Source organism: Alphaproteobacteria bacterium (genome assembly GCA_005883305.1).
In the GTDB taxonomy this organism is placed as follows: Bacteria; Pseudomonadota; Alphaproteobacteria; order Sphingomonadales; family Sphingomonadaceae; genus Allosphingosinicella.
In genome coordinates this window covers 634,193-646,119 of sequence record VBAC01000001.1, presented here as the reverse complement: position 1 = coordinate 646,119, position 11,927 = coordinate 634,193, and the positions used below count along the sequence as shown (strand labels likewise).

General features: G+C 68.2%; 11 protein-coding genes. 7 read left to right on the top strand and 4 right to left on the bottom strand.

The genetic code is table 11. From position 1 onward, the window contains the following. Nucleotides 1-3: 3 nt before the first annotated feature. Nucleotides 4-1,650, bottom strand: coding sequence for an electron transfer flavoprotein-ubiquinone oxidoreductase (locus E6G92_03115; protein ID TMJ18834.1), 1,647 nt, complete (start codon nt 1,648-1,650; stop codon nt 4-6). Between the two features lie 117 nt (nt 1,651-1,767). Here E6G92_03115 and E6G92_03110 point away from each other — a divergent pair, with 117 nt between their 5' ends. The 3 genes from E6G92_03110 to E6G92_03100 are packed head-to-tail and all read left to right on the top strand — an operon-like array spanning nt 1,768 to nt 5,297. Beyond that, nucleotides 1,768-2,448, top strand: a complete 681-nt coding sequence (locus E6G92_03110; GenBank protein ID TMJ18833.1) for a uracil-DNA glycosylase — start codon at nt 1,768-1,770, stop codon at nt 2,446-2,448. Beyond that, on the top strand, nt 2,445-4,178 hold the full coding sequence (locus E6G92_03105) for a lytic transglycosylase domain-containing protein (GenBank protein ID TMJ18832.1): 1,734 nt from the start codon (nt 2,445-2,447) through the stop codon (nt 4,176-4,178). Before E6G92_03110 ends, E6G92_03105 begins: the two co-directional genes overlap by 4 nt. A gap of 45 nt (nt 4,179-4,223) precedes the next feature. Beyond that, a complete protein-coding gene (locus E6G92_03100) occupies nt 4,224-5,297 on the top strand; it encodes a PA0069 family radical SAM protein (GenBank protein TMJ18831.1) in 1,074 nt (357 codons plus the stop codon). Here the strand turns inward: E6G92_03100 and gatB are convergent. From gatB to gatC, 3 genes are all read right to left on the bottom strand, one after another. Next, nucleotides 5,294-6,757 carry an Asp-tRNA(Asn)/Glu-tRNA(Gln) amidotransferase subunit GatB gene (gene gatB, locus E6G92_03095; GenBank protein TMJ18830.1) on the bottom strand — a complete coding sequence of 488 codons (1,464 nt, stop codon included), beginning with the start codon at nt 6,755-6,757 and terminating at the stop codon, nt 5,294-5,296. The two genes, E6G92_03100 and gatB, sit on opposite strands and share 4 nt — an antisense overlap. Nucleotides 6,758-6,898: 141 nt before the next feature. Next, the gene (gene gatA, locus E6G92_03090) at nt 6,899-8,380 is read right to left on the bottom strand and encodes an Asp-tRNA(Asn)/Glu-tRNA(Gln) amidotransferase subunit GatA (GenBank protein ID TMJ18829.1); all 1,482 of its coding nucleotides are present in this window, start codon (nt 8,378-8,380) and stop codon (nt 6,899-6,901) included. Continuing rightward, entirely contained in the window at nt 8,377-8,664 is a 288-nt protein-coding gene (gatC, locus tag E6G92_03085; GenBank protein ID TMJ18828.1) for an Asp-tRNA(Asn)/Glu-tRNA(Gln) amidotransferase subunit GatC, read from the bottom strand. The genes gatA and gatC overlap by 4 nt, the downstream gene beginning before the upstream one ends. Before the next feature lie 187 nt (nt 8,665-8,851). Between gatC and E6G92_03080 the strand changes: the two genes are divergently transcribed. From E6G92_03080 to E6G92_03065, 4 genes are all read left to right on the top strand, one after another. Then, complete coding sequence (locus E6G92_03080) at nt 8,852-9,880, top strand: DUF3089 domain-containing protein (GenBank protein ID TMJ20679.1); 1,029 nt, start codon at nt 8,852-8,854, stop codon at nt 9,878-9,880. After that, a complete protein-coding gene (ruvX, locus tag E6G92_03075; protein TMJ18827.1) occupies nt 9,877-10,338 on the top strand; it encodes a Holliday junction resolvase RuvX in 462 nt (153 codons plus the stop codon). The genes E6G92_03080 and ruvX overlap by 4 nt, the downstream gene beginning before the upstream one ends. Nucleotides 10,339-10,423: 85 nt before the next feature. Continuing rightward, on the top strand, nt 10,424-10,873 hold the full coding sequence (locus tag E6G92_03070; GenBank protein ID TMJ18826.1) for a hypothetical protein: 450 nt from the start codon (nt 10,424-10,426) through the stop codon (nt 10,871-10,873). Between the two features lie 91 nt (nt 10,874-10,964). Then, nucleotides 10,965-11,882: an aspartate carbamoyltransferase catalytic subunit gene (locus E6G92_03065; GenBank protein ID TMJ18825.1), complete on the top strand. Its 918-nt coding sequence runs from the start codon at nt 10,965-10,967 to the stop codon at nt 11,880-11,882. Nucleotides 11,883-11,927 lie beyond the last annotated feature (45 nt).

The following is an 11,927-nucleotide window of genomic DNA, read 5'->3' as shown; positions in this document are numbered from 1 at the left end:
AGCTTACATGTTGGGGTAATTGGGGCCTCCTCCGCCTTCCGGCACGACCCAGTTGATGTTCTGGGTGGGATCCTTGATGTCGCACGTCTTGCAGTGGACGCAATTCTGCGCGTTGATCTGCAGCCGCGGTCGGGCCGCCTCCTCGACGAACTCGTACACGCCGGCCGGGCAGTAGCGCTGCTCGGGCCCGGCATATTGGGCGAGATTGACCGCTACGGGAACGTCCGCGTCCTTCAGCGTCAGGTGGACCGGCTGGTCCTCCTCGTGATTGGTATTCGAAAGGAACACCGAGGAGAGCCGGTCGAAGCTGATCGCGCCGTCGGGCTTGGGATAGGCGATAGGCTCCGCCAAATCCTTGCGCCAGAGCGTCCCGCTGTCGGGATGGTGGCGCATCGTGAACGGCAGGCCGATGCGCAGCTGGCGCATCCACATATCGGCGCCGGCGAGCAAGGTGCCGAGCGTTCCGCCCCATTTGGCGACCAACGGCTCGACGTTGCGAACCATCTTCAATTCACTTGCGATCCAGGAGCTTCTGAGCGAAGGTTCATAATCGCTGAGAAGATCGCCGGAGCGCTCCGCGGCGATCGCGGCGAAGGCGGATTCGGCGGCGAGCATGCCGGACTTCATCGCCGTATGGCTGCCCTTGATCCGCGGCACGTTGACGAATCCGGCGGCGCATCCGATCAGCGCGCCGCCCGGGAAGGCCAGCTTCGGCACCGCTTGCCAGCCGCCCTCGTTGATCGCGCGAGCGCCGTAGGAAACGCGGCGGCCGCCCTCGAGGAAGTGGCGGATCGCCGGGTGCTGCTTCCAGCGCTGGAACTCCTCGAACGGCGACAGATACGGGTTCTTGTAGTTGAGCGCGACGACGAAGCCCAAGGCGACCTGGCCGCTCGCCTGGTGATAGAGGAAGCCGCCCCCCCAGGCGTCGTCGAGCGGCCAGCCCTGGGTGTGGATCACCCGGCCGGGCTCGTGCTTCTCCGGGGCGATGTCCCACAGCTCCTTGAGGCCGATGCCGTAGACCTGGGGCTCGCTCCCCGCCTCGAGCTCGAAGATGCGCTTGAGCTCCTTGGTCAGGTGACCGCGCGCGCCTTCGGCAAAGAAAGTGTAGCGGCCGTGAAGCTCCATTCCGGGCTGGTAGTCGGCCTTGTGCGTGCCGTCGCGGGCAACGCCCATGTCGCCGGTCGCCACCCCCTTCACCGACCCGTCCTCGTTGAACAGCACTTCGGCGGCGGCGAAGCCCGGGAAGATCTCGACTCCGAGCGCCTCGGCCTGCCCGGCGAGCCAGCGGCACAGATTGCCGAGGCTCAGCGTGTACGTGCCCTTGTTGGACATGAAGGGCGGCATCAGGATGTGCGGGAAGCCGTATTTCTTTCGCTCCGTCAGCACCCAATGCTCGTTGCTGGCGACCGGGACGGTGAGCGGGCTGTCGAGCTGCTTCCAGTTCGGCAGCAGCTCGTCGAGCGCACGCGGATCGACCACCGCTCCGGAGAGGATGTGAGCGCCGACCTCGGAGCCCTTTTCGAGGATGCAGACGGAGAGCTCGCGCCCGGCATCATTGGCTAGTTGCTTGAGCCGGATCGCAGCGGCAAGCCCCGCGGGTCCCGCTCCGACGATCACCACGTCGTAGGGCATGGACTCGCGTTCAGCCATTCACCGCTCTCCCCTCGTCGCAAAGCGCCAACGACTGGCAGATAAACAGCCGATAAGTGATTGACCAGCCCGGCGGACCCTGACTCAAAGGCCGGGGCAGAACGGGGAAAAGACGGCATGGCCGTAAGCTGGGCGGCGAGCACGCTCTTATGGTGGAAAGAGGCCGGCGTCGACACGATCGTCGGCGAGGAGCCGCGCGACTGGCTCAGCGCGAAGACTCCCGTCGCCGCGCCGACCGCACAGGCGGCCGAGGCATTGCCGGTCGATCTCGATGCTTTCCAGTCCTGGCTGCTCACCAGCGAATCCTTTCCCGCCGGCCCGCGCGTCGGCCCCTCGGGCGATCCGGCTTCAGGGCTGATGATGCTGATCGACATGCCCGCGCAGGAGGATGCGCAGGCAGGCACGTTGCTCTCGGGCGAGCTCGGGGCGATGTTCGACCGGATGCTGGGCAGGATCGATCGGAACCGCGAATCCATCTACCTCGCCTCGATCCTGCCGGTCAGGAACCCCGCCGGCCGCTTGCCGGCCACCGATATTTCGCGGCTCGCCGAGATTACGCGACGGCATATCGGCCTGGTCGCCCCGCGCGCGATGCTCGTGTTCGGCGACGAATGCTCCAAGGCCCTGCTAGGGATGCCGATGACGGCTGCCCGCAAGCGCGTCCACACGATCGATACGCCCGCCGGGCCGGTCCGGGCGATCGCCACGATGAGCCTCCAGTTCCTGCTCGGCCAGCCCAAGCGGCGGAACGACGCGATGGAAGACCTCAATTTGCTGAAAGAGGAGCTGAAGCCATGAAAAGGCTGAAAGCGAGCCTTCTGGGCCTGGCTCTGGCGCTGGGCGCGGCTCCGGCCGCCGCGCAGGGCATTTCGGCCCCGGCCCAGCTCACCGCGTCGGAGCGCGAAAATTATCGCGCCGTCTTCGCCGCCCTGCGCGCCCAGGATTGGGCCGGAGCGGCGGGACGGCTGGACGGCATGCGGCAGGGGCCGCTGCACGACATCGCCCGGGCGATGCTCTACACCATGCCCGGCTCGCCCCGGGTCGAGACCCAGCCGCTCGTCGAGCTGATCGGGCGCGCGCCCGAGCTGCCCCAGGCCGACGACCTCGCCCGAATCGCCCGCGCCCGCGGCGCCGAGAGCCTGCCCGCTTTCCCGCAGGAGCACAGCCTCTACGGCCTCTCCGGCCAGCCGCGCCGGGCCCGGCCGCGCCCGATCCGCGGCGATACCGTGGCCGACCAGCTCGAGCCTTTGATCAATCCCCTGCTCGTCGCCGACCAGCCCCATGAGGCGGAAGCCCTTCTGGGCACGCGCATCCAGGAGCTTTCCGACGAGGCGCGGACGGCCTTCCAGCAGCGCATCGCCTGGGTGTTCTACCTCAACGGCCAGGATGCGGAGGCGCGGCGGATCGGCGACCTCGCGCGGCGCGGCCCGACCGAACATGCGATCCACGCCGAATGGGTCTCAGGCCTCGCCGCCTGGCGGATGGGCGATTACGCCGCGGCCGCCGAGCATTTCGCAGGAGTCGCTCAGCGATCGAGCGACGTCGAGCTCGCCGCGGCGGGCCATTATTGGGCGGCGCGCGCGGACACCGCCGCGGGCCATCCGGAACGCGTCCAGGCCCGCCTTCGCACCGCCGCCCGGGCCGGGGAGACGTTCTACGGCCTTCTCGCCCAGAGCGCGCTCGGAGTCAGGACCGCGCCCGCCGACATGACCACGCTGACCGACGCGGACTGGCGCGCGCTGGAGGGGCTGAAGAACGCCCGAACCGCGGTCGCGCTGAGCGAGATCGGCGAGGACGACCTGGCCGCTTCGGTGATCCGCCACCAGGCCCTGATCGGCGCGCCTTCCGGCCACGAGGCGCTGATCCATCTCGCCGCCCGGCTGAACCTCACCGCCACCCAGATGTACCTCGCCCATAACGGCCCGCGCGGGGCGCGCTTCGGGCCGGAGGAGCGCTATCCCACGCCAAGCTGGCGGCCGATCCGCGGCTGGCGGGTCGATTCCTCGCTGGCCTTCGCCCACGCGCTCCAGGAATCGCAGTTCCGTGCCGACGCGGTGAGCCCGGCCGGCGCACGAGGGCTGATGCAGGTGCGCCCCGGCACGGCGGGCGACATGGCCCGGGCGCGCGGCGAGCCGTTCAGCGCCGCCGCGCTCAACATCCCCCAGGTCAATATCGAATACGGCCAGACCTATCTCGAGCAGCTTCGCGACATGCAGAGCACCGGCGGGCTGCTGCCCAAGGTGATCGCTTCCTACAACGCCGGCCCGGCCCCGATCGCCGAGTGGAACACACGCTACGACCAGAGCGATCCTTTGCTCTACATCGAATCGATCCCCTATTGGGAGACTCGCGGCTACGTCCCGATCATCCTTCGCAATTACTGGATCTACGAGGCGCGCGGGGCCGACCGTTCGGCGAGCCGGCGCGCGCTCGCGCAAGGCATGTGGCCGCGTTTCCCCGGCCTTCCGGGACCGAGTGCGGTGCGCATCCCTTCGCGCACGCGCCAGACGGCGATGGGTCAGGACTGATCGTTCGTTCTTGATCTGTTCTCATCGGCGCATTATGTTGCGCCGATGCGACCCGATGCCCGACCAGGCCGCGGCGCGCCGGAGAACCGGACGCCGACCCGGTTCAACCTGCCCGAGCGCGAGGCGGACGGCGACTGGCTCGACGAGCGCGAGGCGCTGGACGACGGCCCGCGCCCGCTACGCACGACGGTAACCGTCGAGCATCCCAAGACGATCATCACCCGCAACCGATCGCCGGACATCGGCTTCGACCGTTCGATCAACGCCTATCGCGGCTGCGAGCACGGCTGCATCTACTGCTTCGCGCGGCCGAGCCACGCCTTCCACGATTTGTCCCCGGGTCTCGACTTCGAATCGAAGCTGTTCGCCAAGCCCGACGCCGCCAGGCTGCTGCGCGCCGAGCTGGGCAAAAAGGGCTACCAAGTCCGCCCGATCGCGATGGGCACCAACACCGACCCCTACCAGCCGATCGAGGCCAAGTGGCGGATCACCCGATCGGTGCTGGAGGTGCTCGCCGAGACCAGGCATCCGGCCACGATCACCACCAAGTCGGACCGGGTGCTGGCGGACCTCGATCTGCTAAGCGAGATGGCCAGGCTGAACCTGGTCAGCGTCGCCCTCTCGGTCACGTCACTGGAGCCCAAAATCTCGCGCACGCTGGAGCCGCGGGCGCCGGCCGCGCGCAAGCGGCTGGCAGCGGTGAAGCGGCTGAGCGAAGCGGGCGTCCCCGCCTGGGTGGCGATCGCTCCGGTCGTTCCGGGGATCACCGACCACGAGCTCGAGCATATCGTCGAGGCGGCGGCCGAGGCCGGCGCGATCGGCTGCTTCTATTTGCCGGTCCGCCTGCCCCACGAGGTCGCGCCCTTGTTCCGCGCCTGGCTCGACGAGCATTATCCCGAGCGCGCGGCGAAGGTGATGCACATCATCAACGACATGCGCGGCGGCAAGGACAACGACCCGCACTGGTTCAGCCGGATGCGCGGCCAGGGCGCCTGGGCGGACCTGCTCAAGGCGCGGTTCGAGCGCGCGATGAGGAGGCACGGTCTCAATGTCGAGAAGCGGCCGCTGCGGCGGGATTTGTTCGAGCCCCCGCAGGGCACGCAGATGCGCCTGCTTTAGCCCAGCGCCTTCCTCAGCAGTTCGTTGACCACCGCCGGGTTAGCCTTGCCGCCCATCGCCTTCATCGTCTGGCCGATGAAGAAGCCGAACAGGGCCTCCTTGCCGCCGCGATATTGTCCGAGCTGGCCCGGATTGGCGGCAAGCACCCCGGCGATCACCACCTCGATCGCGCCAGTGTCGCTGGTCTGTTTGAGGCCGCGCTCCTCGACGATCGCGGCGGCGCCCCGGCCGGTTTCGAGCATGATCTCGAACACCTGCTTGGCCAGCGTTCCGGAGAGCGTTCCGTCGGCAACGAGGCCAAGCAGCTCGGCCGCGCCCTCGGGCGTGACAGGACTGTCCTCCAGGGTGCGGCCGAGGCGATTGAGGGCGCCGAACAGCTCGGAAGCGACCCAGTTGGAGGCGCGCTGGGCGTGCTCAGGGCCGAGCTTCTCGAGCAGGACCTCGAACCAGCGGGCGGTGGTGACGTCGGCGGTCAGCACCGAGGCATTGTAGGCGGAGAGGCCGAGCTCGCTCTCGTAGCGGGCGCGCTTGGCGTCGGGCAGCTCGGGCAAGGAGGCGCGGCACTCCTCCAGGAAGGCGTCGGTCAATTCGAGCGGCAGCAGGTCCGGATCGGGGAAATAGCGGTAATCGTGCGCATCCTCCTTGGACCGCAGGCTGCGCGTTTCGCCCTTGTCGGGATCGAACAGGCGGGTCTCCTGGACGATTGTGCCGCCATCCTCGATCAGATCGACCTGGCGGCGCGCCTCATGCTCGATCACCGCCTGAATGAAGCGCACCGAATTGACGTTCTTGGTCTCGGTGCGGGTGCCGAACTCCGCCCCGGGCCTGCGCACGCTGACATTGACGTCGGCGCGCATCGAGCCCTGTTCCATATTGCCGTCGCAGCTTCCGACATAGCGTAGAATCGCTCTGAGCTTGCGCACATAAGCGCCTGCTTCCTCGGGAGAACCCATGTCGGGCTTTGATACGATCTCCATCAGGGCGACGCCGCTGCGGTTGAGGTCGACATAGGAGAAAGACGGGTGCTGATCGTGCATCAGCTTGCCCGCATCCTGCTCGACATGGATTCGCTCGACGCCGACGGTCTTGGTCGCCCCGCCTTCGAGATCGAGGTGGATCTCGCCCGCGCCGACCAGCGGGTGATAGAGCTGGCTGATCTGATAGCCCTGCGGCAGATCGGCATAGAAATAATTCTTGCGGTCGAAGCGCGACCATTTGTTGATCTTCGCCTCGAGCGCGATGCCGGTGCGCACCGCCTGGCGGATGCATTCGCCGTTGAGCACCGGCAGCATTCCCGGGAAGGCGGCGTCGACCAGGGCGACCTGAGTGTTCGGCTCGGCGCCGAATTCGGTCGAGGCGCCCGAGAAGAGCTTGGCGTTGGACGTCACCTGTGCGTGGACCTCGAGGCCGATCACGACCTCCCATTCGCCGGTGGCGCCGTGGATTCGATAGTCAGACACCCGACGACCTCCCGACCGTTCGTCCCGAGCGAGGTCGAGGGACCCCGCCGAGCGTAGCCGAGGCTCTTGATCTCGACTTCGCTCGATAGGGTGTCTCGACTTCGCTCGACACGAACGGGTTTGTTTCGTTGTCCAGGGCGCTCACCACCACGCCTCCGGTCTGGCGACGAAGCCGGCCCGCTCCTCGAAGGCGAGGGCCGCGTTGAGCACGCCCTGCTCGTCGAGCGCCTTGCCGATGATCTGGAGGCCCAGCGGCAGGCCCTGGCCGTCGAGGCCCGCCGGGACCGAGATTGCGGGGAGGCCGGCGAGGCTTGCCGGGACGGCGAAGACGTCGTTCAAATACATGGCCAGCGGATCGGCCATCTTCTCGCCGAGGCCGAAGGCGGCGCTCGGCGCGGTCGGGGTGAGGATGAGGTCGCACTCGGACCAGACCCGCTCGAAATCGCGGGCGATCAGCGCGCGGACCTTCTGCGCCTGGTTGAAATAGGCGTCGTAGAAGCCCGCCGAGAGGACGTAGGTGCCGATCATAATCCGGCGCTTGACCTCCGGGCCGAAGCCAGCGGCGCGGGTCGCCTCGTACATGTCCTGCAGTCCGCCTTGCTCGGGCTGGACGCGAAGGCCGTAGCGCACGCCGTCGTAGCGGGCGAGGTTGGACGAAGCCTCGGCCGGGGCGATGATGTAATAAGCCGGCAGCGCGTATCTGGTGTGCGGTAGCGAGACCTCGACGATCTCGGCGCCCGCATCGCGCATCCAGGCGATACCCTGCTCCCAAACCGCGTCGACCTCGGCGGGAACGCCGTCGATGCGGTATTCCTTGGGGATGCCGATCCTCTTGCCGCGAACGTCGGCGTCGAGATTCTCCTCCCACTTGGGCACGTCGATCTGGAGCGAGGTCGAATCCTTGGGATCGAAGCCGGCCATCGCCTCCAGCAGGATCGCGCAATCGCGCACGTCGCGGGCCATCGGCCCGGCCTGGTCGAGCGAGGAGGCGAAGGCGACCATGCCGTAGCGCGAGCAGCGCCCGTAGGTCGGCTTGATGCCGGTGATTCCGGTGAAGGCCGCGGGCTGGCGGATCGAGCCCCCGGTGTCGGTGCCGGTGACTCCAGGGGCGAGCCGCGCTGACACCGCCGTAGCCGAACCGCCCGACGATCCGCCAGGCGTCAGCGCGACATTGCCGCCGTCGTTGCGCCGCCAGGGCGAGAGGACGCTGCCATAGGCGCTGGTCTCGTTCGACGAGCCCATCGCGAATTCGTCCATGTTGAGCTTGCCGAGCATTCCTGCGCCGGCGGCGAGGAGGTTGCCGGAGACGGTGCTTTCGTAGACCGGCTCGTAGCCTTCGAGCATCTTCGATCCGGCAGTGGTCTGCACGCCCTTGGTGCAGAACAGGTCCTTGATCCCGAGCGGAACGCCTGAGAGCGGCTTGAGGCCGCCCGAGGCGCGCGCAGCGTCGGCCGCGTCGGCGGCGGCGAGGGCGTGCTCCGGAGTTTCGACGACGAACGCGTTGAGCGCCCGGCCTTTTTCGACATTCCCGATATAGGCCTCGGCAACCTCCCGCGCCTTGAACTCGCCTGCGGCGATTCCATCGCGGATCGCCGCCACGCCGAGATCGGTCAGCGCGCTCATTCGATCACCTTCGGAACGGCGAAGAAGCCGTGCTCGGGCACCGGCGCGTTGGCGAGGATGTCGTCGCGGATGCCGCCGGCGGTCACCTCGTCTTCGCGCAGGCGCAGAATGTTGGGGATCACCGCGGTCATCGGCTCGACGCCGGAGACGTCGACCTCGCCGAGCTGCTCGATCCAGCCGAGGATGTTGGAAAGCTCCGGCGCGAGCGCCTCCACCTCGGCGTTGCTGACCGCGATGCGGGCGAGCTTTGCGATATGACGGACTGTGGCAGTGTCGACGGACATGGGGCGCGGCTAGCAGCCTCGCTGCACTGCATCAACTCCGCTTGCATGGGACCCGCGCTTCGGCTTGAGGAGCGCGGTGGCGAAGAAGCGATCTCATCCGGCGGTGAAGTTCCTGTGGGTCGTGGCGGGGCTCACCGTCCTGTTTCTTGCCGGGGCGATCGCCTACCGCCTGTTCGAGAAGGATCTGATGCGCTGGGCGATGGTCCCGACCGTGGCGTTCAAGGCCGTGCCGATGCCTTCGGGAGCCGATTACCGGCAGGCGCGCATGTGGATCGCGCGCCCGGACATCGCCGGCAACCCGTCTTTGTGGGCGCCGCCCGGCTTCGCCCCAACGAACAGCCCGCGAGCGGCGGTCTTCTTCGTTCACCCCACCAGCTTCCTCGAATCCGGCGCCTGGAACGCCTCGATCGACGACCGGGAATCGCAGGATCGGGCGGCGCTCTTCGTCCGCAGCCAGGCGAGCGCGTTCAACGGGATCGGCGCGGTCTGGGCGCCCAAATACCGCCAGGCGACGTTCGGCGCCTTCCTGACCGGCAAGGAGAATGCGCGGCGGGCGCTCGACTTCGCCTATCGCGACGTGATCGCCGCCTGGGAGGAGTTCCTTCGCCAGGCCCCCGCAGACAGGCCGATCGTCCTCGCCGCCCACAGCCAGGGGAGCCTTCACCTGATGCGGCTGCTCCAGGACCATATGAGCGGAACGCCGGCGGCGCAGCGAGTCGCCGCGGTCTACATCATCGGCTGGCCGGTTTCCGTCACCGCCGACCTGCCCGCCATCCCCTTCCCGGCCTGCGAGCAGCCCGGCGATTCGGGGTGCGTCGTTTCCTGGCAGAGCTTCTCCGAGCCCGCCGACCCGAGCCAGGTCACCGACGCTTACGACTCCAGCGCCGGGCCGGGCGGCGTGCCGCGCGCGGGATCGCCGATGCTCTGCACCAACCCCCTCACCGGCGCGCGCGGCGGCGCCGCGCCGGCCGCGCGCAACCTAGGAACGCTGGTTCCGAACGAAGACATGAGCGCCGCCGAATTGCGCCGCGGCGCCGTGCCCGCGCGCTGCGACATTCGCGGCTTCCTTTTGGTCGGCGACAACGACGCCCTGCCGAACATGGGGCCCTATGCCCTGCCGGGGAACAACTATCACGTCTACGATTACGCCCTGTTCTGGGCCAATCTTCGGGCGGATGTCGAGCGGCGGCTGGCGGCGTTCGAGGGCCGCCGGTGATCGCCGCGAGCACGGCGGAGTTCCGCGCCGCCTTGCCCGGCGGCGGCCGGCTGCTCGGGCTGGACGTCGGCACCAAGACGATCGGCACAGCGCTTTGCGACTCAGGCTGGACGATCGCCAGCGCCGCCGAGCTGATCAGGCGCACCAGATTCGGCGCCGACCTCGCGAAGATCGAGGCGTTGATCGCGACTCAGGCAGTGAAGGGGGTGGTCGTCGGCCTGCCGCTCAATCTCGACGGCAGCGACAGCCCGCGCACCCAATCGATCCGCGCCTTCGCCCGCAACCTCGACCCGCTCGGCCTGCCGGTGCTGCTGTGGGACGAGCGCTGGTCGACCCAGGCGGTGACCCGGGCGCTGATCGCCGCCGACGCCAGCCGCGCCCGCCGGTTCGAGCTGGTCGACAAGATGGCCGCGGCCTACATCCTCCAGGGCGCGATCGACGCCCTGACGATGGCCTGAATCGGCACGGCGCCCGCGCCGCGCGGGGATTGCCAGCCCGCGAAAAGCCTTTAAGTCCCTACGCTCCAACAAAACGGGGGAAATCATGAAGAAGCTTTACCTGACCGGCGCGATGCTTGCGTCGGCGCTGGCGATCGCCGGCTGCAACAAGGCGGCGGACACCGCGCCGGCCAACACGACCTCGAACGCGACCGCTCCCGCGGCTCCGGCCGAGGGCAACGCCGCCGGCGGCGAAGAGGGCGCCGCTCCGGCCGCTCCGGCCGGCGACCAGACCAACCAGAACTTCACGCTCAACAACAACACCGGCCACACGGTCGTCACCCTGAACGTCTCGCCGTCCAACTCGAACGAGTGGGGCGAGGACATTCTCGGCCGCGACACGCTCGCCAACGGCGAATCGGCGCAGATCAGCTTCCCGCGCGCCGAGACCCAGTGCCAGTGGGACATCCGCGCCACCTATGACGACGGCGACACGACCGACGCGCGCGGCGTCAACCTGTGCGAGCTGAGCACGGTCAACCTGACCGCCGAATAAGCCTTCGGGTCTCATGCGAGCGGAGGGCTCCGTCGCCATGTGCGGCGGAGCCCTTTGCTTTGGCGGGGCCGCTCGCTAGAGGCGGGCCTCGATGACCGCTCCCTTCCCGCACCGCCATTTGCTCGGGATCGAGGGGCTTTCGGCGTCCGACATCCTCGCCGTCCTCGATGCCGCCGAGCCGTGGATCGCCTTCAACCGGGGGGCGCGCAAGGCGGACGACCGGCTGGCCGGCCTCACCCAGATCAACGCCTTCTTCGAGAACAGCACGCGCACCCTATTTTCCTTTGAAATCGCAGGGAAAAGACTCGGCGCGCAGGTCTCCAACTTCCACCCCGCCGCCTCCAGCGTGCGCAAGGGCGAGAGCCTGACCGACACCGCGCTCACCCTGAACGCGATGCGCCCCGACATCCTGGTCATCCGCCACGAAGCCGAGGGCGCGGCGGCCGATGTGGCGGCGATCATGGATTGCCCGGTGATCAACGCCGGCGACGGCACGGGAGAGCACCCGACCCAGGCGCTGCTCGACGCCTTGACGATCCGAAGGCGGCTGGGGCGGATCGAAGGGCTGAAAATCGCCATTTGCGGAGACGTCAAGCACAGCAGGGTGGCGGGTTCGAACCTGCGGAGCCTCTCATTATTGGGCGCACAGGTACGCCTGGTAGGCCCGCACACTATGCTTCCAAACAGCGCACACACCCCTATTTTCACCGACATGGACGAGGGGATTTCGGGCTGCGATGTGGTGATGATGCTGCGGATCCAGCGCGAGCGGATGGCCGAGCAGGTCGAGATCGAGGATTACCACGCCGCCTACGGCCTGACCCGCGCGCGATTGGATAAATATGCACCGAATGCGATCGTTATGCATCCCGGGCCGATGAACCGGGGGGTCGAGATCGATGGCGCGCTGGCGGACGACCCGACCCGTTCGGCGATCGTCGAGCAGGTCGAGCTCGGAGTCGCGGTCCGCATGGCCTGCCTCGACCTGCTGACGCGCGGCCGGCGCTGAAACGAAAAAGGCGGCGGGCCTTGGCCGACCCGCCGCCCCTCAGAG